Annotated in this window: 20 protein-coding genes, 1 tRNA gene and 3 pseudogenes; 10 read left to right on the top strand and 14 right to left on the bottom strand. The window is 59.0% G+C overall.

Going from position 1 to position 25505, the window contains the following annotated elements; translation table 11 throughout:
- Window positions 1-16: 16 nt before the first annotated feature.
- Window positions 17-2110, bottom strand: a complete 2094-nt coding sequence (gene sctV, locus BFL40_RS21565; RefSeq protein ID WP_071485830.1) for a type III secretion system export apparatus subunit SctV — start codon at window positions 2108-2110, stop codon at window positions 17-19.
- Entirely contained in the window at window positions 2107-3171 is a 1065-nt protein-coding gene (sctW, locus tag BFL40_RS21560; RefSeq protein ID WP_071485829.1) for a type III secretion system gatekeeper subunit SctW, read from the bottom strand. The genes sctV and sctW overlap by 4 nt, the downstream gene beginning before the upstream one ends.
- Before the next feature lie 262 nt (window positions 3172-3433).
- Between sctW and BFL40_RS21555 the strand changes: the two genes are divergently transcribed.
- From BFL40_RS21555 to pgeF, 6 genes are all read left to right on the top strand, one after another.
- Complete coding sequence (locus tag BFL40_RS21555) at window positions 3434-3985, top strand: RNA polymerase sigma factor (protein ID WP_071485828.1); 552 nt, start codon at window positions 3434-3436, stop codon at window positions 3983-3985.
- Between the two features lie 233 nt (window positions 3986-4218).
- Window positions 4219-4295: transfer RNA gene (locus tag BFL40_RS21550), tRNA-Met, on the top strand.
- 120 nt (window positions 4296-4415) lie between these two features.
- Window positions 4416-5249 (top strand): EamA family transporter, encoded by an 834-nt coding sequence (locus tag BFL40_RS21545; RefSeq protein WP_071485827.1) that lies wholly within the window; start codon window positions 4416-4418, stop codon window positions 5247-5249.
- A 103-nt stretch (window positions 5250-5352) separates the two neighbouring features.
- On the top strand, window positions 5353-6132 hold the full coding sequence (locus BFL40_RS21540; RefSeq protein WP_071485826.1) for a PhzF family phenazine biosynthesis protein: 780 nt from the start codon (window positions 5353-5355) through the stop codon (window positions 6130-6132).
- A gap of 54 nt (window positions 6133-6186) precedes the next feature.
- Window positions 6187-7998, top strand: a complete 1812-nt coding sequence (ggt, locus tag BFL40_RS21535; protein WP_408003960.1) for a gamma-glutamyltransferase — start codon at window positions 6187-6189, stop codon at window positions 7996-7998.
- A 25-nt stretch (window positions 7999-8023) separates the two neighbouring features.
- On the top strand, window positions 8024-8725 hold the full coding sequence (pgeF, locus tag BFL40_RS21530; RefSeq protein WP_071485824.1) for a peptidoglycan editing factor PgeF: 702 nt from the start codon (window positions 8024-8026) through the stop codon (window positions 8723-8725).
- A gap of 76 nt (window positions 8726-8801) precedes the next feature.
- On the opposite strand, the gene ddlA is transcribed toward pgeF, so the two are convergent.
- The 4 genes from ddlA to BFL40_RS21510 are packed head-to-tail and all read right to left on the bottom strand — an operon-like array spanning window position 8802 to window position 11406.
- Window positions 8802-9896: a D-alanine--D-alanine ligase gene (gene ddlA / locus BFL40_RS21525; RefSeq protein WP_071485823.1), complete on the bottom strand. Its 1095-nt coding sequence runs from the start codon at window positions 9894-9896 to the stop codon at window positions 8802-8804.
- Window positions 9897-9940: 44 nt separating this feature from the next.
- Complete coding sequence (locus tag BFL40_RS21520) at window positions 9941-10579, bottom strand: LysE family translocator (RefSeq protein ID WP_071485822.1); 639 nt, start codon at window positions 10577-10579, stop codon at window positions 9941-9943.
- 34 nt (window positions 10580-10613) lie between these two features.
- Complete coding sequence (locus tag BFL40_RS21515; protein WP_071485821.1) at window positions 10614-10835, bottom strand: helix-turn-helix domain-containing protein; 222 nt, start codon at window positions 10833-10835, stop codon at window positions 10614-10616.
- 7 nt (window positions 10836-10842) lie between these two features.
- Window positions 10843-11406, bottom strand: coding sequence for a DUF2975 domain-containing protein (locus BFL40_RS21510; RefSeq protein ID WP_071485820.1), 564 nt, complete (start codon window positions 11404-11406; stop codon window positions 10843-10845).
- Between the two features lie 202 nt (window positions 11407-11608).
- Between BFL40_RS21510 and BFL40_RS21505 the strand changes: the two are divergent.
- Window positions 11609-12426: pseudogene (locus tag BFL40_RS21505) on the top strand (AraC family transcriptional regulator).
- 3 nt (window positions 12427-12429) lie between these two features.
- Here BFL40_RS21505 and BFL40_RS21500 read toward each other — a convergent pair.
- From BFL40_RS21500 to BFL40_RS21490, 4 genes and pseudogenes are all read right to left on the bottom strand, one after another.
- On the bottom strand, window positions 12430-13005 hold the full coding sequence (locus BFL40_RS21500) for a flavin reductase family protein (protein WP_071485819.1): 576 nt from the start codon (window positions 13003-13005) through the stop codon (window positions 12430-12432).
- A gap of 52 nt (window positions 13006-13057) precedes the next feature.
- Window positions 13058-13486 (bottom strand): annotated as a pseudogene (locus BFL40_RS34650) (methyl-accepting chemotaxis protein); the annotation flags it as partial.
- A 111-nt stretch (window positions 13487-13597) separates the two neighbouring features.
- Window positions 13598-14284 (bottom strand): annotated as a pseudogene (locus BFL40_RS34645) (PAS domain-containing protein); the annotation flags it as partial.
- A 195-nt stretch (window positions 14285-14479) separates the two neighbouring features.
- Window positions 14480-14812, bottom strand: coding sequence for a DUF2790 domain-containing protein (locus BFL40_RS21490; RefSeq protein ID WP_071485817.1), 333 nt, complete (start codon window positions 14810-14812; stop codon window positions 14480-14482).
- Between the two features lie 226 nt (window positions 14813-15038).
- Between BFL40_RS21490 and BFL40_RS21485 the strand changes: the two genes are divergently transcribed.
- The 3 genes from BFL40_RS21485 (at window position 15039) to BFL40_RS21475 (ending at window position 18827) form a co-directional block, all read left to right on the top strand.
- Complete coding sequence (locus tag BFL40_RS21485) at window positions 15039-16358, top strand: OprD family porin (protein WP_071486155.1); 1320 nt, start codon at window positions 15039-15041, stop codon at window positions 16356-16358.
- Between the two features lie 361 nt (window positions 16359-16719).
- A complete protein-coding gene (locus BFL40_RS21480; RefSeq protein ID WP_071485816.1) occupies window positions 16720-17394 on the top strand; it encodes a heavy metal response regulator transcription factor in 675 nt (224 codons plus the stop codon).
- Entirely contained in the window at window positions 17391-18827 is a 1437-nt protein-coding gene (locus BFL40_RS21475; protein WP_071485815.1) for a heavy metal sensor histidine kinase, read from the top strand. Before BFL40_RS21480 ends, BFL40_RS21475 begins: the two co-directional genes overlap by 4 nt.
- Here BFL40_RS21475 and BFL40_RS21470 read toward each other — a convergent pair.
- The 4 genes from BFL40_RS21470 to BFL40_RS21455 form a co-directional block, all read right to left on the bottom strand.
- Window positions 18742-21897 (bottom strand): CusA/CzcA family heavy metal efflux RND transporter, encoded by a 3156-nt coding sequence (locus BFL40_RS21470; protein WP_071485814.1) that lies wholly within the window; start codon window positions 21895-21897, stop codon window positions 18742-18744. The genes BFL40_RS21475 and BFL40_RS21470 overlap by 86 nt on opposite strands.
- A 208-nt stretch (window positions 21898-22105) precedes the next feature.
- Window positions 22106-23239 (bottom strand): efflux RND transporter periplasmic adaptor subunit, encoded by a 1134-nt coding sequence (locus BFL40_RS21465; protein WP_071485813.1) that lies wholly within the window; start codon window positions 23237-23239, stop codon window positions 22106-22108.
- An 18-nt stretch (window positions 23240-23257) separates the two neighbouring features.
- Window positions 23258-24478 (bottom strand): TolC family protein, encoded by a 1221-nt coding sequence (locus BFL40_RS21460; RefSeq protein WP_071485812.1) that lies wholly within the window; start codon window positions 24476-24478, stop codon window positions 23258-23260.
- 109 nt (window positions 24479-24587) lie between these two features.
- A complete protein-coding gene (locus BFL40_RS21455) occupies window positions 24588-25493 on the bottom strand; it encodes a cation diffusion facilitator family transporter (protein WP_071485811.1) in 906 nt (301 codons plus the stop codon).
- Window positions 25494-25505: the final 12 nt, after the last annotated feature.

Genomic DNA, 25505 nt, shown 5'->3' with positions numbered 1-25505 from the left:
CTCAAGGGACGACTGATCATGCCGCCGCTCCACGCATCAGTTCGTCCTGGCCCAGATCAAAGCGCCCCAGTACTTTCACCTTGGCGGTACTGCTCAGTTCGGCAAAGGACATCACCGGTATATGGTTGAACTCTTCGAGCAATAGCGTGCGCAAAGGACTGCGCAAATCCTGCGCAACCAACATCACGCTTTTGCTTTTAGGCCGTACGGAAAAAGCTTGGTTAAGCAAGCTGACCAGCGCTGCACTGCTATCGTTGTCGAGAGCAAAGAACACCCCGGTCTGGGTCTGGCGCAATGCCTCACGCAGCGTGTTTTCAGTCTGTGGCGACAATAGCCAGGCATGCAGGCCATCACTCTCACTGTACTGGTGGAAAATCTGCGATTTAAGGGCAATACGCGCATAATCTGCCAGGGCATCCGGCTCACGCTCATGCTGCCCGTATTCGATCAACGATTCGACTATCAGCCGCACGGCACGCAACGGCACACCTTCGCTGGCCAAACGCTGTAGCACTGCCGAAAAGCGAGACAACGGCATGATCCGCTGTAACTCCTGCACCAATTCCGACTGGTTGTGCTCAAGCCAACTGAGGATCGCTTTGCTCTCCTGGACACCGAGGAACTGCGGCCCACTCAGCATCATCGCCTGCTTCATGCGATCGACAATCAGGCTTGCCGCGCTGAAGCGCTCCACCTGCGGGTCATCCAGCAGGGGATCGTCTGGCGGCAGCCAGATCCAATCCTGTTCGTCGCGCTCAGCCAAGCCAGGAACGGCATGCGCTGGCACGTCTTCCAGTGCTGCCCGGCCTACAGCCATGTAAGGTACGACAGAGGCCCTGACCATCGGCACTTCGTGAACGCAGAAGCGCATTTCATCGTCTGCCATCGAGGCATCAACTTCGACTTCGAATGGCGGTAGTGTCAGCCCGATGTTGGCGACCAGCGCATTGCGAGCCTGACGGATGCTATGAACAAGCTCAATCATCTCTGCAGTGCCGTGCAACACCGGGGAAAACTGCAACAGATAGGGTCGTGACGGGTCGAACCCGCGCAAATCTTCCTCACCGTTGTCTTCCGGGCGGACCGCCTCGGCCATTAAAGTTCCCGGATTTTCTTCCCGTTTACGTTGACGTGCGAGGTAATACCCCAGGGCCCCCGTCATCAACGAGATGATGATAAACACAACCGTTGGCATGCCTGGCAGCGCTGCAAAAGCAAGCATACCCACCGAAGCAATCATCCAACTCCTGGGTTCACTGGTCATCTGCCGAGCAATTTCGATGCCCACGCTGGTAGCGCCTTTACGAGCATCCGGTGCCGACCGAGTGATGATCATGCCGGCGGTCAGCGAGATTAGCAGTGCGGGTATCTGCGCGATCAAACCGTCACCGATGGTCAGCACCGAATACAGCGCAATGGACTCGGCGGCGCTCATATCGTGCTGGAACATGCCGGTGGCAAAACCGCCCAGCAGGTTGATCACCACGATAATCAAACCGGCAATGGCATCGCCTTTGACGAACTTCATTGCGCCGTCCATGGCGCCGAACAATTGGCTCTCGCGGGATAACTGATCACGCTTGTCCCGCGCCTGCCCACCATCGATCAGACCTGCACGCAAGTCACTGTCGATAGACATTTGTTTGCCAGGCATGGCATCCAGGCTAAAGCGCGCCGCCACTTCGGCAACTCGCTCCGAACCTTTGGTAATCACCAGAAAATTGACCAGTGTCAAGATCATGAAGATCACCAACCCCACCGCCAGGTTGCCACCGACGACGAAATTGCCGAAAGCCTCGACGATGTCACCGGCGTCCTGCTCCAGAAGGATCAAACGTGTGGTTGCAATCGATAACGCCAGGCGAAACATGGTAGTCAACAGCAAAATTGACGGAAAAGACGAGAACGCCAGGGGCCCGGGAAGATACAGCGCCAACACGATCAACAGGCACGCAATACAAATGTTGAATGCAATGAGGATATCCACCAGCCAAGTAGGCAGCGGTACGATGAAGATGAACACGATGGCCAGGACCACCACCGCCCCCAGCACCTCAGCACGCTGTGCGACCTTAAGCAAAAGGCCGTTGATAGCCTTCAGTGCAGTCACGCTTGGGCTCCCCACTTACTGTCGAGTTGCTGCTGGCCGCGCTCAAGACGAGCAAGTTCGTCCATCACCAGTAAACAGTTGTGCAGGGCCTGTTGGCGCTCCTGTGTATCGCGCCACAGGGCCATAGGCAAATCCTTGATCACGGGGTAAAGAGCATTCAGGGAGATCAAGGATTCGGATGAGGGGCCACCACTCATTTCGTTGGCCAGACGCTGGACCTCTCTGGAGGCAATGCCGGTGCTGGTGTACCCCAACAAACGCTGCAGCAAGTCCACAGCCTCCAGGCCTGCATTCAGACGCTGGATCAACGCCTGGCAATTGGACAGAACACCGCCCAAATGACCACAACTTTGCAGGCCTAATAGCAGCGTACGCAACTTGGAGGTCGCCACCGACGACACCAGGGAGGCAATATCATCAGCAAGGGCTCGACGCATGACCTTCAGTCCGATCGCAAAACGCTCGCCACCGTAGACGCCAAGCAATGCTTGCATCATTTTGCTCAAAGACTGCTGCGTCACCACGCTGGCGTAGTACAGCGTCCGTAATGCCTGGCGCTCCTGCGGGTCATCAGCGGCCGCTTGCAACGCCATTGCCGTGTTCAGTGCAGCCTGAATTTGCCCCTCGAAACGTAGCTCTAACTTGGTCAGGGCATCACGTGCCAGGCCTGCCTCGATCTTGCGCGCTTCAGACTGCGCCTGGGCCGAAAGAAACTGAAGCACTACGTAAGTGCGCGCCGGATCGCTCCCCGTAATGTCGAGCATTTTTTCGATACTCGCCCCCTGCAGCAGTTGCGTCCGCACCCGACGGGCGGTTGACTCCACAGTCGCTTGCGCGGGATGCCCCAGCTGGCTCCAGAGGTGCGCACATTGTTCGGTAGGCATTAGGCCGATGCTCGTCGAGCGCTGAGCAAGGGTTTTATTGTTGGCCTCCATTTCCTGAATAAAAATGTCAGCAAGACCACCAACAGCCGCCGCTGTTTCCGGCGCAGGGGCACGACTGGGCTTGGACGGCACAAGACTCTGGGGCACTTGCACATCTTGATAGAGTTCAACTTTCATGGGCATGCCGAGACAAGGAGAGTATTTCTCTCTGTGGCAAACCGCGCCTGAACGGTTCCATTGAAATCTTTACCACATGCTCTTTGAAAGAAACGGCACAAGATCTCGGGCCTTTCTGCCGAAAATTGCGCAAAACCGCATCAATTACAAAATATTCTCTTTAAAAATCAGTTTGTTATGTGATTTTTTCAGTTGGCACAAGCGGTGCTAACAGGGTTTTCGTCGAAACAATTTCGATCGCGTCTACCCTGAGGAAAAAATCATGGATATCCCTATTGGTGCTCTATCTCACCTCGTTGGCAGCTCGCCTCAATTCATGCTCCAACTGACGGACGAGCAGCAGAAAAAACTCCGGCGTTTTATTCATAAACGCGTACTCAATCCCGAAGATGCAGACGACATCCTGCAACTGACCTACTTGGAAGCCTGGCGCAACCGGGAGAGATTCAGCGGCCAGGCCACGCTCAGCACGTGGATGTGCGGCATTGCGCAGAACCTGATCCGCAACCATTTCCGACGCCTGTACGCCAAACCGGTGCATTGCGAATTCGACGAATCGCTGTGGCACGGCCAGGAAGACAACAAAAATCTGGATTGGGAATTCGAGATCAACCGCCGCCTGGAGAAAACCCTGAGCGCCATCGACCACCTGCCGGCGGAGATGCGCAAGACGTTGTACGCCTCACTGGAAACCGACGGCAGCTACCAGGACACTGCCAACGTTTTGGACATCCCTATCGGCACCGTTCGCTCGCGCCTGTCGCGCGCGCGCGAACAACTCAAACGCGTTACGCATAACCCGTCACAACCGTAAGGCCGCCGAAAGGCAATTGTTGGGCGGCAGGGATATCTGCCCAACCGAATTTCTCAGTTTCAAAGACGCTCGACACGACGCCCCCGCATTAGATCCCCTCCGCTGGACACCACGCCCGCCTTACCACTCGTCACTGTTTAACCTGATTTTGGTTAAACAGTTGAAAGCGTAGAAAAAAATTCAATAAAAGTGCTTGACGCATTCCCGTTCTGCGCGAATAATGCGCGCCACTTGGCTACATAGCTCAGTTGGTTAGAGCATAGCATTCATAATGCTGGGGTCCGGGGTTCAAGTCCCTGTGTAGCCACCAAGTACTAAAAACGGCTTACCGAAAGGTAGGCCGTTTTTTTATGTCTTCAAAAAAGTACTGGAGCATACTCGCAGCGCCCTCCCCCCCTGCGCGGGTTTGAGCCTGATAGGAGCATCGTTCATGAGCTTCGACGTCTTCGCCATTATCCTGCTCGGCGCATTGCTGCATGCCACCTGGAACGCCGTGATCAAAGGTGGCGGCGACAAGCTGCTGACCACCTGCATGATCACCTCTGTCGCGTCGCTGATTGCGTTGGTCGTTATTCCGTTTATTGAACTCCCGGCAAAAGAAAGCTGGCCGTTCATCGGCGCATCGGTCGTGTTCCAAGTGCTGTATTTCGTGTTGGTGTCCTCAACCTACCGCATTGCCGACATGAGCCAGACCTACCCGATCATGCGCGGCACCGCGCCGCTGCTGGTGGCGGCGGTGAGTGTGTTCCTGCTATCCGAAAGTTTGTCGACGTTCGCATGGTTGGGAATTGCGGTGATCTCCCTCGGCATCCTGAGCATGGCCGCGGCCCCTTCTGCCGGGCAGAAAAAAGGACTGATGCTGGCGCTGATCAATGCCGGTGTAATCGCAAGCTACACCTTGATCGATGGCTTGGGTGTGCGCAAATCCGGCGCGCCGGTGGCCTATACGCTGTGGATTTTCCTGCTGACCGGCATCCCGCTTGCCGCCTGGGCGCTGGCCACCCGACGCCACGCATTCTGCCGTTACCTGGGGCGCCACTGGCGGCCCGGGATCATCGGAGGATTTGGCACGATAGCGTCCTACTGCCTGGCGCTGTGGGCAATGACGTCAGCGCCCATCGCCACGGTTTCTGCACTCCGGGAAACATCAATCCTGTTCGGCATGTTGATCTCGGCGCTTGTACTCAAAGAACATCTGCCCCGTATACGCGTCGCCGCCGCCTGCACCATTGCCGCCGGGGCGATGTTGCTGCGCCTGGGCTGAACCGGCCATCACTCATGCGCTCAAAAAAAGCCGCCATCTGTACTTTGACGCTCAACAGAACCCACTGTTAGTGTCCAGCCTCCCCCACACGGAGTACCTCACGGTGAAACTGGATATCTACCAAGTCGACGCCTTCAGCAAACACGCCTTCGGCGGCAACCCCGCTGCGGTGTGCCCGCTCAGCGAATGGCTGACCGATGAGCAACTGCAAAACATCGCCGCAGAAAACAACCTCTCGGAAACCGCTTACTTCGTGCCCCGTGGCGACCTCTATGAGTTGCGCTGGTTTACCCCCGAAGTCGAAGTTGACCTCTGCGGCCACGCCACGCTTGCGGCAGCGTGGGTGTTGATTCACAAACTGCCGGGCACGCCTCAAGTGTTGCGCTTTGCCACCCGCAGCGGCGAGCTTCGAGTGACGCGCAACGGCGACGAACTGGCGATGGATTTCCCGGCCAAGCAGCCCGAACGTTGCGAACCGCCAACCGGAATGCTGAGCGCATTGGGTATCGAACAGGCCGAGGTGTATGCCACCGACGACTACATCGTGCTGGTCGACGACGAAGCCCAGGTCGCTGCCCTGACGCCGGACTTCGCTCGCCTCAAGGGCCTGCCCAAACGCGGAATTGCAGTGACGGCCAAAAGCACGCGGTTTGACTTTGTAACTCGTTGGTTCGGGCCAAATGTCGGCATCAACGAAGACCCGGTCACGGGTTCCGCCCACACATCGCTGGCGCCCTTCTGGGCCGAGCGTTTGGGTAAGTCGCTGCTCACTGCCGAACAGGGCGGCAAACGCCGTGGGCAGTTGCGCTGTGAGCTCAAGGGCGACCGCGTGATCATCTCGGGGGCTGCTGTGCTCTATCTGCAAGGCACGATTTACCTGTAAAAAGTACTGCCCCAAGGACAACAGATCATTCTCACAATGAACGGAGTTCAGCGCGTGCTTTCGATTTCCCGCCGTCAACTGTCGATGATTGTCGCAGCCCTCGCCCTGGCTGGCTGTCACCCCCCCATCAACGAACAGCCGCCGGCGCCGGAACTGGGTTCGGGTTTTCGCACCGACCTCACCACCCAGCACGCCGAGCGCCACATGGCCGCAGCAGCCAACCCGCTGGCAGCCGAGGCCGGGCGCGAGATGCTGCGTCAGGGCGGCTCGGCAATTGATGCAGCCATTGCGATGCAGGCCGTACTGACACTGGTGGAACCGCAATCTTCCGGCATCGGCGGCGGCGCGTTCATCATGCTGTGGGACGGGAAAAACGTGCACGCCTATGACGGCCGCGAAACCGCGCCGGCAGGAGCAACCGAGCGGTTATTCCTGAAGGCGGACGGCACGCCGATGGCATTTTCGGAAGCGCAGATTGGCGGACGCTCAGTCGGAACGCCGGGAGTTTTGCGGGCGCTGGAAATGGCGCACCAAAAAACCGGGCACTTGCAATGGTCCAAGCTATTCGACCCGGCAATTCGTCTGGCGGAACAAGGTTTCGCCATTTCCCCGCGTCTGCACGCATTGATCGCCGCTGATCGCTACATTCCCCAGTCGCCCGACATGGCCGCCTATTTCCTGAATGCCGACAGCACGCCAAAAGCCACTGGCACATTGCTGAAAAACCCGGCGCTGGCCAATGTGTTCAAACGCATTGCCAAGGAAGGCCCGGACGCGTTGTACCACGGGCCGATTGCTGATGAGATCGCGCGCAAGATCCAGGGCAATCGCAACGCAGGCAGCCTTTCTCAGGCGGACCTCAAAGGCTACACCGCCAAGGAGCGCTCGCCGCTGTGCACTGACTACAAGCAATGGAAGGTGTGTGGCATGCCGCCACCGTCATCGGGTGGGATTGCTGTCGCGCAGATCCTCGGCACGTTGCAGGCCCTGGAAACCCGCGAACCGAGACTGGCCATTGCGCCAATGACACCGGTCAAGAGCTCGTCACCTGCCGGCCTCGAACCCACGCCCGAAGCCGTACACCTGCTCGCTGAAGCCGGCCGCCTGGCCTTTGCCGACCGCGGCCTGTACGTGGCTGACGCCGACTTCGTGCCGGTACCGGTCACCGGCCTCGTCGCTGCGGACTACCTGGCCAAACGTGCCACGCTGATCGGCGAACGCAGCATGGGCATCGCCAAACCGGGCCAACCGGCAGGCATCCAGGTCGCCTACGCGCCGGATCGTTCTCCGTTGCGCATCTCCACCTCACAAGTGGTGGCAGTGGATGATCTGGGCGGCGCCGTATCGATGACCACCACGGTCGAGGCCGCGTTCGGTTCTCACCTGATGGTTCAAGGCTTTTTGCTGAACAACCAGATGACCGATTTTTCGTTCATCCCCGAAGAAAACGGCCGGCCGGTGGCAAACCGCGTAGAGCCCGGAAAACGCCCGCGCTCAGCCATGGCGCCGACCTTGGTGTTCGACCGTAAAAGCGGCGAGCTGCTGGCCACGGTGGGTTCGCCAGGCGGCTCACAGATCATCGAATATGTGAGCAAATCCCTGGTGGCGATGCTCGACTGGAAACTCGACCCGCAGACCGCCATCAGCCTGCCCAATTTTGGCAGCCGCAATGGCGCCACTGAATTGGAAGCGGGTTTGTTCAGCCCAAAGCTGAAGCAGGCACTCAGGGATAAAGGCCACGCGTTGAGTGAAATCGACATGACCAGCGGCGTCCAGGCCATCGTGCGTATGCGTGACACCCAGGGCAAAGTGTCGCTCAGTGGCGGCGCCGACCCTCGGCGTGAAGGCGCGGCGGTTGGCGACTGAGTCTTTAATCAACGGAGAGAGCACCTTGCAACAGGCAGATAACCTCGGCGCCATCCCTGGCGTCGACCACGGCTTTTGTACGATCAACGACCCGTTGCGTCCGGATGACGTATTTTTCTGCAAACAGGTGCACAGCGCATCGGTGATTGGATGGCAAGCGGGCCTGGCGGCCAATACCCTCGAGGCCGACGGCGTATTCACCCATGAGGATCAGCCGATTGCGGTGATTACCGCCGATTGCCTGCCGATTCTGATCGCTGCAAAAAACGGTGAAACGGTGGCTGCCGTGCATGGCGGCTGGAAGGGCCTGCAAGGCGGGATTGTCGCCAACGCCATCCAGCGGTTCGCCGACGAAGGGATTGCCGTGGACCAGCTGCAGGTTGCCATCGGGCCGTCGATCAAACCGTGCTGTTATGAGGTGAGTGAGGAGTTTGTTGCGCAGTTTGACGCGCGTCAAAAGCACTTATGGCACCACACTCAAGCGGCGCCGTTGCTGATGCCGGAAATCGCACCGCCCCATGCCAGGCAAACCAGCAGCGTGTGGTTTGATTTGAGTGGGTACGGGGTGATGCTGTTGCGCGCGGCCGGGGTCAAGCGGGAGCAGATTGAGGTGAGTCAGGTGTGCACTTATTGCACGTCGCCGAGCTTTGCCAGCTACCGCAGAAGGACGCATACCCCTGAGGAGTCGAAGACGTTGATTTATTCGTGGATTGCTCGCAAAGGCTGAAGCACTTAATCACGGGTTTCAGGGCTGCTGCGCAGCCCGACGGGAGCAAGCTCCCTCGCCACAGGGTTCCGTGATTTTAGCGGCTGATCTTCAACCCCCTGCGCCCCGCATGCCGCTCCAGCGCCAGCTCGATCAACCGGCTCACCAGTTTGCTGTAGCTCATCCCTGCCGCCTGCCACAGTTTGGGGTACATGCTGATGCGGGTGAAGCCGGGCAGTGAGTTGATTTCGTTGATCAGCACTTCACCGTCGTCGGTCAGGAACACATCCACCCGTGCCAGCCCGGCGCAGCCCAGCACTTCAAACGCCTCGACCGCCAGACGGCGAATGCGCTCGCTTGCCTCTTCACTGATATCCGCCGGCACCACGACCTGGGCAGCCTGGTCGTCGATGTATTTGCTGTCGTAGGAATAGAAGCCGCTGCTCACCACAATCTCGCCGCAACCGCTGGCAACGGGGTTCTCGTTGCCCAGTACGGCGCATTCGATTTCACGGCCTTTAACGGCGGACTCCACCAGCACTTTCTCGTCAAAACCCAGAGCCAGTTCAACGGCCGCGTGATACCCGGTTTCGTCGGCGACTTTGCTCACACCCACCGAGGAACCCTGGTTAGCGGGTTTGACGAACATCGGCAGGCCAAGCTTGCTCACCGCTGTTTCGAAGGATGTGCGCGACGCATTGCCGCGAGTCAGGGTGATGAAGGGTGTGACAGCAATACCGGCATCGCGCAGCAGGCGCTTGCTGATGTCCTTGTCCATGCACACTGCCGAGCCCAGTACATCGGAGCCGACAAACGGCAGGTCAGCCATACGCAGCAAGCCTTGCAGGCAGCCGTCTTCACCGAGGGTGCCGTGCACGATAGGAAAGATCACATCGATATGTTGCAACAGGCCCTGCCCGGTGGTTTCAACCACTTGCTGGCTGCCCTTGCCGGGCACCACCGCCAGCTCGCGGTGGGATTGGTTGAGGGCGATGAGGGCCGGGTTTTCCTGGTTGATCAGAAAGTTCGACGTATCGTTGAGGTGCCAGTGACCGTCCTTGTCGATGCCGATCAACACAGGCTCAAAGCACGAACGGTCCAGCGCATCGACAATATTGCGCGCCGATTGCAGCGAGACTTCGTGCTCGGCCGAACGTCCACCAAAAATAATACCTACCCGCACCTTGCTCATGACCCGGCCTCACTGTTGAAAGTAAGGCTTCTTACCACGGGCAGTCAGCGATTCGCCACCAGATGTGCGCCGAACAGCACGTAACAGCCGCCGGCAAAGCGGTCGAGCCACTTGCGCGAACGGCTGTAGACGTTGGCCATGCGCTCGCTGGAAAACACCAGGGCCACGGCGCTATACCAACTGAACGACAAGGTGGACATCACGATCACCGCCAGAGTTAGCAACATCGGTGATGGCGACGGCGGCATGGTGGACGCGAAAATGGTCGCCACAAACAGGGCCGACTTGGGGTTGGACAAGTTGCCGAGCAACCCCAGGCGCCAGGCCGAAAACAGGGAACGCCGAGGCTCATCCGGCAACAGGTTTTGCCCGGCGGCGGGCGCCGAACGCTTGAACAGTTTGAGCCCCAGGTAAATCAGGTAGCAGCCGCCAATGATCTTGAACGCCAGGTAGAGCATAGGCGCAGCCGTGAACAATGACTTGATGCCCAAGCCACCCGCCAGCCCCCACAGAATCGTACCCGACGCCACGCCAGCCGAAGCCGCCACGCCATGACGGCGCGAGCCGTTCGCGGCCAATTGGGCGATATTGAAAAAGTTGGGGCCGGGCGTTACCACGGCAACGATCCAGAGTAACCCCAAGGACACCAGTGGCGCCGCGTATGCCCAGTTAGGGAGTGACATGCAGGGTTTCTCCTCTCACAAAACTGATAAGTCGTTATTGCTCGGTGCTCGACTCCGGCGTGTGCACCAGCAAGTCACCGGGTTGGCACTCCAGGTACGCGCAGATGGCATCCAGCGTCCCGAGCCGTATCCCCTTGACCTTGCCTTGCTTGAGCAAAGACAGGTTTTGTTCGGTAATCCCGATAGCTGCGGCCAGGTCCTTGGATTTGACCTTGCGTCGGGCAAGCATAACGTCCAACTCAATCACAATGGGCATTTCAGTCTCAAACAAAGGTGCGGTTTTCAGAATCCACTTCACTGGCCTGCCACAGGATACGCGCGATCACCGCGATACAGGCCGCCAGAAACAACGCCACGAAGCTGGGTGTGGTCACACTCAGCGTGATCAGTCGGTGGCCGACCGGTTCATTCATTGTCACCCAGACACTTAGCAATGGCTCACATAAAAAATCCAGTAAGACCCAAATTGCCACCGCTTTGCCCACCTTGCCCAGGTGCGAGGCAGCCTTGCTGGAGAAGTATTCGCCCCGCGCATAGTTCTGGAACAGCTTGCGCAGATGATTCAAACCGAACGCCAGCGCCAGCAAAGGCACGCTCGAAAGTACGATGGCACCCAGGATCTGCCACAGAGGAAACAACGCTACCTGCTCGGCGCGGCCCTGGATCAGACGATCACTCAACGCGAAGTTGAACCCAAGCCCATCGGGCGAAGAACCGAAAACCGGAAACAGCCACCCTGCAGCGTTAAGGGCCAGCATGCTGATGATCAGCAACAAAGTGACCACCGACATGCGTTGGCTGAGCAGGGCAAGACGTTGTGTATTCATGGACGGCCTCACTGATTGAATGTGGAAGCAAAATAGCGAACTAATTATCGTAAAACAATAATTTTTTATCGATAAATAATGTTTCCATATGACCAACAGATTTCTACCACACAGAGAACGCTGCACAATCGTACAAGACCCCACCAGACAACCCGCGCAGACTGGGTTAACGTGTTTCCATCTCTACATGTGACAAGCCACCATGGGCAATCCGACCTCCTCCCTCGACTGGATGCACCGCGCCCCGCACGCCAGTGGCCTGGACCGCATCGAGGCGTACTTTGCCGGCTTCGCGTTCGACCCGCATCGCCACGACACCTACGCCATCGGACGCACGTTGTTCGGTGTGCAGAGTTTTCATTACCGAGGCGGCATGACCCACAGCCTGCCCGGTACGACCATGGTGATTCATCCCGATGAAACCCATGATGGCCGCGCCAGCAGCGTGGAGGGCTTCAAGTACCGGATGATTTACGTGGAGCCGGCGCTGATCCAGCAGATTCTCGGCGGCAAGCCGTTGCCGTTTATCCCCAATGGTTTGTCCACCGACCCACGGCTGTTCCGCGCCAGCGAAGTGCTGCTGCAAAGCCTGGATTGCCCGATCGATCCCCTGCTGGAGCAGGACGCCATGTTCGACCTGGCTCAGGCACTGAGCACCACGTCAGGAGAGATCATCAGCCGCAAATCCTTCGATTATGTGGCCGCCGAACGCGCACGGGAGTTTATCCACAGCGCCTTGGGCCGCAGCATTACCCTGGATGAAATCGCCGATCACTGCGGCCGTGATCGCTGGGCGTTGTCGCGGGATTTTCGTTTGTTATTCGGCACCAGTCCTTACCGCTACCTGACCATGCGGCGCCTGGACCTGGTGCGTAGCCTGCTGGCCGCCAATCACTGGTGGACGCAGCAATGACTGCAGGCTTCACCGACCAGAGCCATATGACCCGACAATTTCGCAGTACCTACGGTATGCCGCCGTCGCGCTGGGTGAAGATGTCAGGTCGCTTCCAGCACGGGTAAGGCTTACAGCTGACGCCCGACGACCGGCTCGCCGATGGTCAGGAAATTCCCGCCCGCGATATGGTGCAAGGTGCGCAGTTCATCATGGCCGTCGAAGTGCCAGTGCCCTTCGCTGAACACGCGCTCGTCGGCATAGGCCGCAACCACTTCACCGAGGAATAAATCATAGGTCTGCTGATTGTGAGGCTCGGGCAGCAGGCGGCATTCAAGCCACGCCACACAACCTTCCAACAATGGGGCTTCGGTGTGGTCACCGTTGAACGTGTGCAGGCCGTAGGTGGCAAATTTGTCGATTTCGGAGCCGGTGCTGTTGCCAACCGTTTGCACCAGATCGGCCTGTGCCACGCACGGCACCTGGAGCACAAAGGTGCCGGCGCCTTCCAGCAGTTGGCGGGTCCAGGTGGCCTTGTCCAGCACCACCGCGACTTTTGGCGGCTCGAAATCCAGCGGCATGGCCCAGGCGGCAGCCATGATATTGCGCTGGCCATTGTGCGCCGCGCTCACTAATACGGTCGGCCCGTGATTGAGCAAGCGGTAGGCCTTGGGCAACGGAACAGCGCGACGGTGGTTAGGGCTCATGGAGGATCGGCTCTTCAAGCAATAAAGCGCCTACGATACCTGAGCCCTGCAATCAGCTCGACAGCTGATTGGCGAATTGGCCGACTGCGCTGACCACTTTTTGCGCACCGTCCTGGATCTCCACGATCACCGTGCCCGCCTCGGCCGCCAGCGCCAGACCTTGCTCGGCTTGCAGGCGGCCATCGGTCATCAGTGTCACCGCATCGCGGGCCATGTCCTGGTTCTGGCGTACCACACCAACGATTTCCTCGGTGGCCTTGCTGGTGCGCGAGGCCAATTGGCGAACCTCATCGGCCACCACCGCAAAGCCACGCCCTTGCTCACCGGCACGAGCCGCTTCGATGGCCGCGTTGAGCGCCAGCAGGTTGGTCTGCTCGGCGATGCCGCTGATGGTCTTGACGATGGTGCCGATCACTTGGGACTGTTCGTTCAACGCCTCGATGCCTTCGCCGGCCTGCTGCATGTGCTTGGCCAGATCACGCATCACGTCCACCGCTTGGGTGACCACCGTGGTACCGCGCTGGGCGCTGCTGTCGGTGAGCAGCGAAGTGCTGTAGGCAATGTTGGCGGCCTCGGCCACGGCCTGCTCCCGGTTGACCTGATCGGTGATTACCGTGGCGAACTTGACCACTTTGTACAACCGATCCGTCGCATCCAGCACCGGGTTGTAGGTCGCCTCCAGCCACACCACACGGCCGTGACTGTCGACACGCTTGAAGCGCGCCGCAACAAACTCGCCGGAGTTCAAACGCTTCCAGAAGTTCTGGTACTCGGCGCTGTTGTACTCCTCCGGCTCACAGAACATACGGTGATGTTTACCCTGAATTTGCGCCAGGCTGTAACCCATGCCGCCGAGGAACCGGTCATTCGCGGTCAGCACATGACCGCTGAGGTCAAACTCGATGACCGCTGTGGAACGTACCAACGCGGTGATCAGGTTTTCATGCTCGCGCGAAGCCTCGATGGTGCGGGTGAGGTCGCTGGAGTAAATCGAAAAATGTTGGATACGCCCATCCGAACTGCGCACCGGCTGCACGATCGAGCGCAACCATGCTTCCTTGCCGTTACCACGCAACAGGCGCACGGTGCCGGCGAAATGTTCTCCGCGAAGCAGGGCATTTTTGAAACGCTTATGAAATTCGTCCTGACGCACGTGTGGCGGCACCAGGTCATCAATGTGGCGTCCCAAAACGTTAGTGGACTGGTAAGCCAGTTCCTGCAGGAAGTTGGCATTCGCCCACTCCACCCGGCCTTCGGCATCCAGCGTCAGGCACAGCATTTCGCTTTCCAAGCTCTCCTTGACCTGTTGCAAGCTGGACAACTCTTCACGGAGAGCCGACAGCTCCTGCTTTAAACGGGTGTTGAACATGGGGCACCGATGGTCATAAAGGAAGAGGGATCTGACCTGCATCGGCGCTGCCGGCATTTTCTGAAGAGCACTTTAACGCTGTACCTGACTCTTTTTTTGGATCCATTAACCGCCATTGTTTCGGCATACGCCCATTACCTGATATTCAAGGGTATTGAGCTTGCCGCTGGAGTCTTCGTAGGTCATGCGCGAGGGCACTGGATTGCACGAGCGGATCGGCGGCGTGACGTTGACCACCTTGGCAATGTCCAGCTTCATTCCATAGCGATACGCCTGCACCTCGGGTGCCGGCTTGCCGGTCTTGATGGCGTAATCGGCCATGGCCTTTTCATTTCGCTCCATCATCAGGGCAAAAGTGCGATCGCCCCCACCTTCGGCCAACGCACCGAACGACAAGACTGCAGTTAATACACCCAGACCCATTTTATAAAAGTTCATTACTAGTTCCTCGACTGAAAAGTTCAGTGACAAGACTAATAAATCAACCCTGACGGAATGTTCACCAGAACATTACTTATTTGTTAGGTGGTCGTGAGCTTCCAGAATTGTAATGTTCTCGCAACGAAGCCGTTATCCGCCGTTTGCAACTATCAGCCCGGGCCAAATCAATAAGAACGCCCACCTCTATAAGAAGCTGAAAACTGCCAAGACCAAGGAGCGAAACATGAGTATTCGTAACTACACCCTTCCCTTTTCACTGATCGCCGCGTTGCCCCTGGCAGCCGTAGCCGTGGAAGACAAACCCGAAGGTTTTATCGAAGGCAGCAGCGTGAACGTGCTGGCACGCAATTTTTACTTCAATCGCGATGATCGCAAGGGCCAGTCAAGCCCCACCGGCAACGGCTATTCCGAAGCCTGGGCACAGGGATTGATCGGCAAGTTCGAATCCGGTTTTACCCAGGGCACCGTAGGGTTTGGCCTCGATGCGTTTGCCATGTACGGCCTGAAACTCGACTCTGGCACCGGCCGCAGCGGCGGCAAAGGCTCGTTCGGCGTGCTGCCGGTGGACAGCGACAATCACCCTGAAAGCGGCTACAGCAAAATCGGTGGTGCGGCGAAACTGCGTGTGCTGGACACGGTGATCAAGGCCGGCGATGTGTTCCCGGCCACTCCGGTAGTCGCCGCCGGCGACTCGCGTTTGCTGCCGGAAAGCTTTCGCGGTGTCACCGCGCAGAACACCAGCCTTGAGGGCCTGAGCCTGCAAGGCGGGCGCCTGAGCGGCATGAGCCAACCGAATGAGAGCGGCATGAACAAAGGCTTTTCGACCTTCTATGCGGGCAGGGTCGACTCGCCCTGGATCGGCTATTTCGGCGGCGACTACACCGTCAATAAACACCTCAGTGTCAGCCTGTACAGCAGCCGCTTGAAGGATGCCTGGGATCAGTACTACTTCGGCAGCGCCGCCAGCTACCCACTGAACGATGACGTCTCATTGTTCGGCGACATCAACTATTACAAGGCAGTGGACGAAGGCAAAAAGCTGCTGGGCAAATTCGATAACAACATCTGGAGCGCCAGGATTGGGGTAAAGGCCGGCGCCCACAGCGTGGCCGTGTCGCACCAGCGCAACAACGGCGACGATGACTTTGATTACCTGCGCCAGTCGGACTCGATCTTCCTCAACAACTCGATCCAGTACAGCGACTTCAACTCACCCAAGGAGCGCTCGTGGATGGTGCGTTACGACCTGGACATGCAGCCGTTCGGCATTCCCGGTCTGTCGTTCATGACCCGCTACGGCAAAGGTACCGGTGCCGACTACAGCAATGCCAACTCGGTGTATATGCGCCGCGATGCAGCGGGTAATCCGCTGACTGATCAACGCCGCTGGGAGCGGGACTTCGAAGCCAAGTATGTGGTGCAGAGTGGCAACCTGAAGGATTTGTCGTTGCGTTTGCGCCAGGCCACTGTGCGTTCCAGTGCTTTTGAGTCGGACTTGGAAGAAGTTCGCGTGATCGTCGAATACCCGCTGGCAGCACTCTGAACAACAGTCAGCATGGCGAGCACTTACATTCGTTCGCGATTAACTAACATCTGCTCACAAACTGCTAACTATCAAAACTGTAACATTAGGCTCAGCTTCCCGTTAAGTTGAACTTCCTATACTCGCTTCAACTTATTCACACCGAGCAACATTCGTCTCTGAAGCTTTTTGTAGCTCCTTTGGAAAGAGATGAATTTTTAACGCCCCTATGGGGCGTTTTTTTTGCGCGAAGGCTTAATCGCGACCAATGGTCGCAGTTGACCCTGAAGCTACTTCACGGTTCAGAATTTTCCTACTCCCAAAACACCTAATTCCATAAGGAAATGGACCCCTTCTCTCATTCAGTAAAAGGTAAACCCCCATGCGTATCCTTGTGGTTGAGGACGAGCAAAAAACCGCCGACTACCTGCAGCAAGGCCTGAGTGAAAGTGGCTATGTGGTCGACTGTGCTTCCAATGGCATCGACGGCCTGCACTTGGCCGGGCAGCACGCCTACGAGTTGGTGATTCTCGACGTTAACCTGCCAGGCAAGGACGGCTGGGAAGTGCTGGAGCAATTGCGCCGCAATGGCACCCAGCGCGTGATGATGCTGACCGCCCGTGGTCGGCTGGCCGACAAAATCAAGGGCCTGGACATGGGCGCCGATGATTACCTGGTCAAGCCCTTCGAATTTCCTGAATTGCTGGCGCGAGTACGCACGCTGTTGCGGCGCAGCGAGCATATCCCGCAGCCGGATGTATTCCGCGTATCGGACCTGGAACTGGACCCGCGTCGCCACCGCGCCTATCGCGGCACTCGGCGTATCGACCTGACCACCAAGGAGTTCGCCCTGCTGCAGGTGCTGATGCGTCAGTCCGGTGAAGTGCTGACGCGCACGCAGATCATTTCCCTGGTGTGGGACATGAATTTCGACTGTGACACCAACGTGGTGGAAGTCTCCATCAGCCGTCTGCGCGCCAAAGTGGATGACCAAAGCGACGTCAAGCTGATCCACACCATTCGCGGTGTGGGTTATGTGCTGGAGGCGCGACCATGAAAACCGGCAGTCTGTCGATGCGCCTGGGATTGACGGTCAGCCTGATGGGCGCTGGCCTAGTGCTGCTGCTCGCGACCCTGGCCTACCTGGCGCTCACCCATGAGTTAGAAAAGCTGGCGCGCAAGGGCCTGGAAAGCAAGATGGAACAGATCCAGCACAGCCTGGCCCAAGGCCTGGACACCAGCGCAATCCGCGCACGCCCACACTCGCTGATGGACCTGGTGATCGGCCATGACAACTTCTACCTCACCATCGTCGGCACCGCGCCCGATGAAAACGTGTTGCTAAGCATCGGCGCCAAGCCTCAAGACCCGTTACTGACCGACTTTACACCCCGGGAATCCCTGGGTTACCTCAATTGGACCGACAGCTATGGCAACCAAGTGCTCAGCGCCTCCAGCCTGATGCGCCTGGCGAGTGGCGAACGCGTACGCGTGCTGCTGTCCCTGGACCGCATGGACGACCAGGCACTGCTCAGTGCCTACCTGCGTGCCACGGTGATCGCCTTGCCCATGCTGCTGATCCTGATCGGCATGGGTGCCTGGTGGCTGGTGCAGCGAGGGCTCGCGCCGTTGAAGCAGTTCAGCCATGTGGCTGCCAAAGTCACCACCCAGGACCTGACCCATCGTTTGTCCCTCGACAACCTGCCCCAGGAGCTTGGCGAGTTGGCGCAAGGCTTCAACGTGATGCTCAACCGCCTGGACGCTGGGGTACAGCAGTTGTCGCAATTCTCCGATGACCTCGCCCACGAATTGCGCGCCCCCCTGACCAACCTGATGGGCAAGGCTCAGGTGACGCTCTCGCGCCAACGGCCTGGGGAGGAATACAAAGCGGTGCTGGAGTCCAACACCGAAGAGCTGGAACGCCTGGCGCGCATCGTCTCCGACATGCTGTTTCTGGCCCAAGTCAGCCACCCGGCAGCGCGGGCTTCGTTTACAGCGGTGTCCCTGGCGGATGAAGCCCATCGAGTGATGGAACTGTTTGCCTTGAGTGCCGAAGACAAACAGCTGACCCTGACATTGAGCGGCGATGCCCACGTGCAGGGTGACCGTCTGATGATTCAACGTGCCCTCTCCAACCTGCTGTCCAATGCCATCCGCCATAGCCCACGGGGCTCGCACATTTCGCTGCTGGTGGAGGCGTATGGGAAGAATGTGTCGGTGTCGGTGAGCAACCCTGGCCCGGGAATCGAGGCACAACACCTGCCTCACCTGTTCGAACGCTTCTACCGTGTCGACAGCAGTCGCGCACGTACCGAGGGTGGCACCGGCCTGGGCCTGGCCATCGTGCGCTCGATCATGACCCTACACCTGGGGCAGGCTGACGTACGCAGCCTGCCCGGTGGTTTCACGCTGTTTCGGTTGGTGTTTCCTCTTCCTTGCGGTGCGCCCACTGATACAACGCAGGCAACACCAGCAACGTCAGCAACGTAGAAGAAATAATCCCGCCGATCACCACCGTCGCCAACGGGCGCTGCACCTCAGCGCCGGTGCCGGTGGCCAGGGCCATGGGGATAAACCCGAGTGACGCCACCAGTGCGGTCATCAACACCGGGCGTAAGCGGGTCAGTGCTCCTTCGTTGATCGCTACCGATAACGATCGCCCTTCCTCGCGCAGGTTGCGGATAAAGGCGATCATCACCAGCCCGTTAAGTACCGCCACCCCCGACAGCGCGATGAAGCCCACCCCCGCCGAGATCGACAACGGAATATCCCGCAGCCACAGCGCCATGATCCCACCGGTCAACGCGAATGGAATCCCGGTAAACACCAGCAGGCCGTCCTTGAGGTTGTTGAACATCATGAACAACAGCCCGAACACCAGCAGCAATGCCACCGGCACCACGATGCGCAAACGCTCGGACGCTTCCTTCAACTGCTCGAACTGGCCGCCCCAGGTGGTCCAGTAACCCGCAGGCACCTTCACCTGAGTGTTGATGGCTGTCTCGGCTTCTTCGACGAACGAACCGATATCCCGTCCACGCACGTTGGCGCTGACGATCACCAGCCGTTTGCCATTCTCGCGACTGATCTGGTTCGGACCGAGTACCAGGTCCAGGCTGGCGACCTGGGACAAGGCGATAAAGCCCAACTGTCCCGATACGTTGCTCGCCAGCGCCGGCACTGGAATCAACAACCGCGACAGCCCGTCGATATCGGTACGCAGCGCATCGGACAAACGCACGACCATGTCAAAGCGACGGTCACCTTCGTACAACGTGCCGGCCTGACGCCCACCGACGGCGACGGCAATGGTGTCCTGCACATCGCCCACATTCAGGCCAAAACGCGCGGCCTTGTCGCGGTCGATATTGATGGTCAGCACCGGCAGACCAGAGGTCTGCTCCACCTTCACTTCCGAGGCGCCGTTTAGTTTTTTCAAGGTCTCGGCAATTTCCCCGGCGGTCTTGTTGAGCACCGTCATGTCATCACCAAACACCTTAACCGCCACATCGCTACGCACCCCGGAAATCAGCTCGTTGAAACGCAGTTGGATCGGTTGCGACAGTTCATACGCACTGCCCGGCACAATCGCACTGGCGCGTTGGATATCGGCGATCAGCACCTCGCGGGACTTCTTCGGGTCCGGCCATTGGTCCTTGGGCTTAAGCATGACGTAACTGTCGGAAATGTTCGGCGGCATCGGGTCGGAGGCGATTTCCGCAGTGCCGGTACGTGCGAATACCCGCTCGATTTCCGGCACCTGGGCCATCAAGGTTTTTTCCAGCTGCTGCTGCATCTGCACCGATTGCGTCAGGCTGGTACCCGGCACACGCAGTGCCTGCTGGGCGAAGTCGCCTTCGCTGAGGCTGGGGATAAATTCGCTGCCCATACGGCTGGCTACCAAACCCGAGGCGACGATGGTCAGCACCGCCAAGCCAAACACCAATGGACGGCGCGCCATCACCCAATCCAGCACCGGCGCATAGGCTCGACGCGCGGTGCGCATCACCAGGTTTTCTTCTTCCTTGACCTTGCCGGTGACGAACAGCGCAATCGCGGCCGGTACAAAGGTCACCGACAGAATCATCGCGCCCAACAAGGCAATCACCACGGTGAAGGCCATGGGGTGGAACATCTTCCCGGCCACGCCGGTGAGGGCGAAGATCGGCAGGTACACCACCATGATGATCAGTTGCCCAAAGATCAGCGCCCGCCTTGCTTCCTTGGCAGCGGCGAACACTTCATGCAATCGCTCGCTGCGGGTCAACAGTCGCCCGTGGCGCTGCTGCGCATGGGCCAGGCGGCGGATGGCGTTCTCGACGATCACCACCGCGCCGTCGACGATAATGCCGAAATCCAACGCCCCTAGGCTCATCAGGTTGGCGCTGACTTTGTTGGTGAACATGCCGGTAAAGGTGAACAACATCGCCAGGGGAATCACCATCGCGGTGATCAGCGCCGCGCGGATATTGCCCAGGAACAGGAACAGCACCGCGACAACCAGCAACGCACCTTCGAAAAGGTTTTTCTTCACGGTGGCGATGGCTTTTTCCACCAGGTTGGTGCGGTCGTAGACGGTGACGGCCACCACGCCCTCAGGCAGCGAACGGTTGATCTCTTCGAGTTTTTTCGCCACGGCCTGGGACACGGTGCGGCTGTTTTCGCCGATTAACATAAACACCGTGCCCAGCACCACTTCACGGCCGTTTTCCGTAGCTGCACCGGTACGTAGTTCGCGGCCAATTTCGACCTGAGCCACATTGCGCACACGAATCGGCGTGCCATCCGAAGTCGTGATAACGATGTTGGCGATGTCATCGATGGACGCCACTTGCCCTGGTGCGCGGATCAGCAACTGTTCGCCACTGCGCTCGATGTAGCCGGCGCCGACGTTGGCGTTGTTACGTTCAAGCGCTGTGACCAAATCGCCCAGGGTCAGGTTGTAGGCCGCCAAGCGCTTGGGGTCCGGTGCGATCTGGTATTCCTTGGCGAAACCACCGATGGTGTTGATCTCGGCCACGCCCGGCACGTTGCGCAGTTGCGGCTTGATGATCCAGTCCTGGATCACGCGCAGGTCTGTCGGCGTGTAAGGCGTGCCGTCTTCCTTGCGCGCGCTGTCCTCGGCCTCCACGGTCCACAGGAAAATTTCTCCGAGGCCAGTGGAAATCGGCCCCATCGCCGTTTCGATGCCCGCGGGCAATTGCTCACGCGCCACTTGCAGCCGCTCGTTGACCAATTGGCGTGCGAAGAACAGGTCGGTGCCGTCCTTGAAAATCACCGTCACCTGGGACAATCCGGAGCGCGACAACGAACGCGTCTGCTGCAAACCCGGCAACCCAGCCATGGCGGTTTCGATGGGAAAGGTGATGCGCTGTTCAGTTTCCAGCGGCGAAAACCCGGCCGCCGCCGAGTTGATTTGCACCTGCACATTGGTGATGTCAGGCACCGCGTCGATGGGCAACTTTTGATAGCTGGCGATGCCGACACCGGCCATCAACAGCACCGCCAGCAGCACAATAATGCGCTGCTCGATGGCGAATTGGATAAGGCGCTCAAACATGGGGAATCACTCGCAGCAGACAAAATACATATCAAGGTGAGACGGGCATCGCGTAGCAGCTGTCGAGCCTCGGCGAGGCTGCGTTCGCGGTATGCCTGATGCACCGCGAATTCAGGTTTTACGACTGCTTCGCAGCCGGGCGCGGCCTCGTTCGACTCGACCGCTGCTACGCAACACCCACCTCAGGCGTTTGTGTACCCAATGATCATCAATGGGCGTGCTCAGCCGAGCCTTTGCCCAGTTCTGACTTGAGGATGAAACTGCCGACGGTAGCCACTTGCGCTCCGGCGTCGAGGCCCTTGCGCACTTCGACGTAGCCGTTTTCGCTCACGCCCAGCTCGAGGTGGCGGGTAATGAAACCGTCCGGGGTACGCACGAATACCGAGGGTTTTTCCTCGACGGTCTGGATCGCGGTTTGCGGCACGGTGACCTTGGCCTGGGAGGTATCGGTGGCCACTTGCACCGTCACAAACAGGCCTGGGCGCCAGGCATCATCGGGGTTGGGCACGCTTACGCGGACGGTGGCGGTACGCGTCTGCTCGCCGAGCAAATTGCCAACATAAGCCACCGTGCCGAGCACTTCGGTACTCATTTCCGTAGAGCTGACCTTTACCGGTTTTCCAACACGGACCTTGTTCAAGTCCTTTGGAAATACGCCAAAGGTCACCCATACCTGGGACAGGTCCGAGAGGGTGAAGGCGTTGCTGGTCTCACTCACCACTTCGCCGACACCCAGGTGTTTTTCCACCACCACGCCAGCAAATGGCGCACGCAGCTCGTAGCGATTACCACCGACCAATACGGCGCTGCCGCTGAGGGCGGTCATCTTTTGGCGAGCGTTGTTCAGGGCGATTTCAGCTTCCTGCAAGGTCTGGCGCGCCAGCAGGTAATCCTGCTCAGCGGAGATCTGGTCCTGCCACAGTTGGCGCTCGCGTTGGAACGTGGTGCGCGCCAGTTCAACCCGGCGCACGCTGGCCGCCAGTTCGCTGCGCTGGTCGGAAATCTGCTGGCTGGCGATCACGGCCAACAGCTCGCCTTTCTTGACCGACTGCCCGAGGTTGACCTTTACCGATTCCACCACGCCTGCCGCGCGCGGAACGATGTGCGAGGTACGGTCTTCGTCGAAACGGACTTCACCCGGCAGCGTCAGCATCGTGCTGACTGAGCGAGATTGGGCCTGGGCGAGTTCAATACCGGCGGCTTGGATCTGCTGTTCAGTGAGTTCGATTTTGCCTTCTTCTTCGTCCTCATCTGCAAAACTGGCAACTGGCCAAGACAGCATCAGACCCAAAGCTACGGCAAGGGCCACGCCGTATTTGTTGTTCCTAGGTTGTTTGTTCATCGGGCATTCCAGAAAAAATCAAAACCGGGCGAGATCGCCGTAAATCCGTTCGATACGCACCCAGGCATCGGTGGCCTGGGCAGTCGCCGTGAGGTATTGGGTGCGGGCGGCGATCAAGGTGCGCTGGGCGTCGAGCACGTCGAGGAAGTTGAACTTGCCCATCTCGAAACCACGGGTGGCGCTGTCCACCGCGCTTTGGGCAGCGGGCAGAATTTGCTGGTTGAACGCGCGCACCTCGGTATTCGCGGTCTGCCACAGGTCCAGGGCTTGGCGGGTCTCGGTGCGCAGGCGCAGTTCGGCGGCGTTGCGCAGGTCGCGGGCCTGGTCGGCGCGGCGGCTGGCAGCGAGCACATTGCCCTGGTTGCGGTTGAACAACGGAATCGGCATCGACACGCCCACCAGGTTCACCCGCTCGCGCACGCTGGCGTCGTATTGACTGCCGATGGACACATCGAGATCGGGAATGCGCTGGGCTTTTTCCAGGCCTACGCTGGCTTCACTCTGCAGGATTTGCAGTTCGGCCAGACGCAGTTCGGCGGTTTGCTCCAGACGCGCCAGCAACTGCGTGGCCGCAGGTAAGGGCGGCGTGGATTGGCTTTGCTTGGCGACAGCCTGGAAATCAGGCGTTGCACTGCCCGTGCTGGCAGCCAGACGGCGATAGGCATCAGTCAGGCCGATCTGCGCACGGTTGAATTCCAGGCGAATCTCCGACAATTGCACCTGGGCGCGAGTGGCTTCCACCGGCGATGATTTGCCGGCGGTGACGCGACCATTGGCGACCACCAGGCCACGCTCGGCCAAGGCCATCGAGCGTTGCGCCAGGTCGAGGCGTTCCTGGGCGCGAAGGGCGCCGTAGTAGCCGTCGATGACTTCGGCGCGCAGGCCATTGCGACGCTGTTCCAAGGTCAGCGCGGCAGCATCCTGGCCACGCTCGGCCACTTCAATCCGAGCACTGCGTTTACCACCCAGCTCCAGGGTCTGGCTGAGTTTTACGGTAGTGGTGCGAGAGTTGCGGCGAGTGTCTTCGGCATCCCAGGAGGCCACCGGGTTAGGGATCAACCCGGCCTGCTGGCGGCCACCTTGTGCAATGTCGATTTCCCATTGCGCAGCGGCCAGGTCCGGGTTGTTGGCGAAGGCGGTTTGCAGCGCTGAATCGAGGGTGAGGGTTTGCGCCTGGGCAACGCTTGCGGCCGCCCACAACGCCGTCGCCCCCAATAGTGTTCTAACGGAAATTGCCATAACGAGAGTTCCACGCCCATGAAGTCGCTGAGGTTTCCCAGCGGGGGCAATGTAGCTTTCGGTACTTATCAGGGCGGTGGGCAGAACATTACAAATCCGTTAGCCCGGATCAGGCATGCACCTCGTCGTGGTCGTCGTGCTGAAAACCCTCACCCTCGACCTGAAGGGTGACGTGGGAAATATCGAATTGTTCGTGCAGCAATTCCGTCACCCGCGTGAGGATCTGTTGCTCAGTACCCTGGGACGAATCTGCAACTAGATGCGCACTCAGCACATTCTTACCGCTGGTCAGGGCCCAAATGTGCAGGTCGTGGATGTCCTTAACCCCAGGCACACCGCGAATGGCCTGTTCCACCTGATCGATATCAATCCCATCAGGCACGCCTTGCAGCAGCACGTTCATGCTTTCCTTGAGCAGCGTCCAGGTACGTGGCAATACCCAGAACCCGATGGCCGCCGCCACCACGGAGTCGACCCAGCCCCAGCCGGTCAACATGATCACCACCGCCGCAATGATCACGCCAATGGAGCCGAGCATGTCGCTCCAGACTTCCAGGTAGGCGCCCTTGACGTTGAGGCTCTCGCCGCTGGCCGCGCTGAGCAGGCGCATGGAGATCAGGTTGACGATCAGCCCCAGCAGCGCAATCACCAGCATGCCGGTGGACTGGATTTCGGCCGGCGCCTGCAATCGTTGATAGGCCTCATACAGGATGTAGAACGCCACGGCGAACAGCAGCAACGCATTGAAAGCCGCCGCCAGTATCTCGAAGCGCGCATACCCAAAAGTACGCTTGCGGTCGGCCGCGCGCTTGGCTACCTGGATGGCCACCAAGGAAATCGCCAGGGCCAGGGCGTCGGTCATCATGTGGGCCGCGTCAGACAGCAACGCCAGGCTACCGGTGACAAAAGCACCAATGACTTCGGCAATCATGAAGCTGCCGGTCAGCCCCAGGGCGATCCATAACTTGCGTTCGTGGCCGGCGCGTACTTGGGCGTGGCTGTGTCCTGCGCTCATGAAATGTCCTCG

Source organism: Pseudomonas costantinii, assembly GCF_001870435.1.
In the GTDB taxonomy this organism is placed as follows: Bacteria; Pseudomonadota; Gammaproteobacteria; order Pseudomonadales; family Pseudomonadaceae; genus Aquipseudomonas; species Aquipseudomonas costantinii.
Note: the sequence above shows the minus strand (reverse complement) of the source record. Positions and strands in the feature narration are given on the sequence as shown.

Coding starts and splice junctions, on each gene's coding strand:
- BFL40_RS21520 (WP_071485822.1), bottom strand. CDS start 10,579: ATGTCACTCCCTAACTGGGCATACGCGGCGCCACTGGTGTCCTTGGGG.
- sctW (WP_071485829.1), bottom strand. CDS start 3,171: ATGAAAGTTGAACTCTATCAAGATGTGCAAGTGCCCCAGAGTCTTGTG.
- BFL40_RS21460 (WP_071485812.1), bottom strand. CDS start 24,478: ATGGCAATTTCCGTTAGAACACTATTGGGGGCGACGGCGTTGTGGGCG.
- BFL40_RS21485 (WP_071486155.1), top strand. CDS start 15,039: ATGAGTATTCGTAACTACACCCTTCCCTTTTCACTGATCGCCGCGTTG.
- BFL40_RS21510 (WP_071485820.1), bottom strand. CDS start 11,406: ATGAATACACAACGTCTTGCCCTGCTCAGCCAACGCATGTCGGTGGTC.
- ddlA (WP_071485823.1), bottom strand. CDS start 9,896: ATGAGCAAGGTGCGGGTAGGTATTATTTTTGGTGGACGTTCGGCCGAG.
- BFL40_RS21490 (WP_071485817.1), bottom strand. CDS start 14,812: ATGAACTTTTATAAAATGGGTCTGGGTGTATTAACTGCAGTCTTGTCG.
- BFL40_RS21545 (WP_071485827.1), top strand. CDS start 4,416: ATGAGCTTCGACGTCTTCGCCATTATCCTGCTCGGCGCATTGCTGCAT.
- BFL40_RS21470 (WP_071485814.1), bottom strand. CDS start 21,897: ATGTTTGAGCGCCTTATCCAATTCGCCATCGAGCAGCGCATTATTGTG.
- BFL40_RS21465 (WP_071485813.1), bottom strand. CDS start 23,239: ATGAACAAACAACCTAGGAACAACAAATACGGCGTGGCCCTTGCCGTA.
- BFL40_RS21515 (WP_071485821.1), bottom strand. CDS start 10,835: ATGCCCATTGTGATTGAGTTGGACGTTATGCTTGCCCGACGCAAGGTC.
- BFL40_RS21475 (WP_071485815.1), top strand. CDS start 17,391: ATGAAAACCGGCAGTCTGTCGATGCGCCTGGGATTGACGGTCAGCCTG.
- BFL40_RS21555 (WP_071485828.1), top strand. CDS start 3,434: ATGGATATCCCTATTGGTGCTCTATCTCACCTCGTTGGCAGCTCGCCT.
- BFL40_RS21500 (WP_071485819.1), bottom strand. CDS start 13,005: ATGAGCCCTAACCACCGTCGCGCTGTTCCGTTGCCCAAGGCCTACCGC.
- BFL40_RS21480 (WP_071485816.1), top strand. CDS start 16,720: ATGCGTATCCTTGTGGTTGAGGACGAGCAAAAAACCGCCGACTACCTG.
- BFL40_RS21455 (WP_071485811.1), bottom strand. CDS start 25,493: ATGAGCGCAGGACACAGCCACGCCCAAGTACGCGCCGGCCACGAACGC.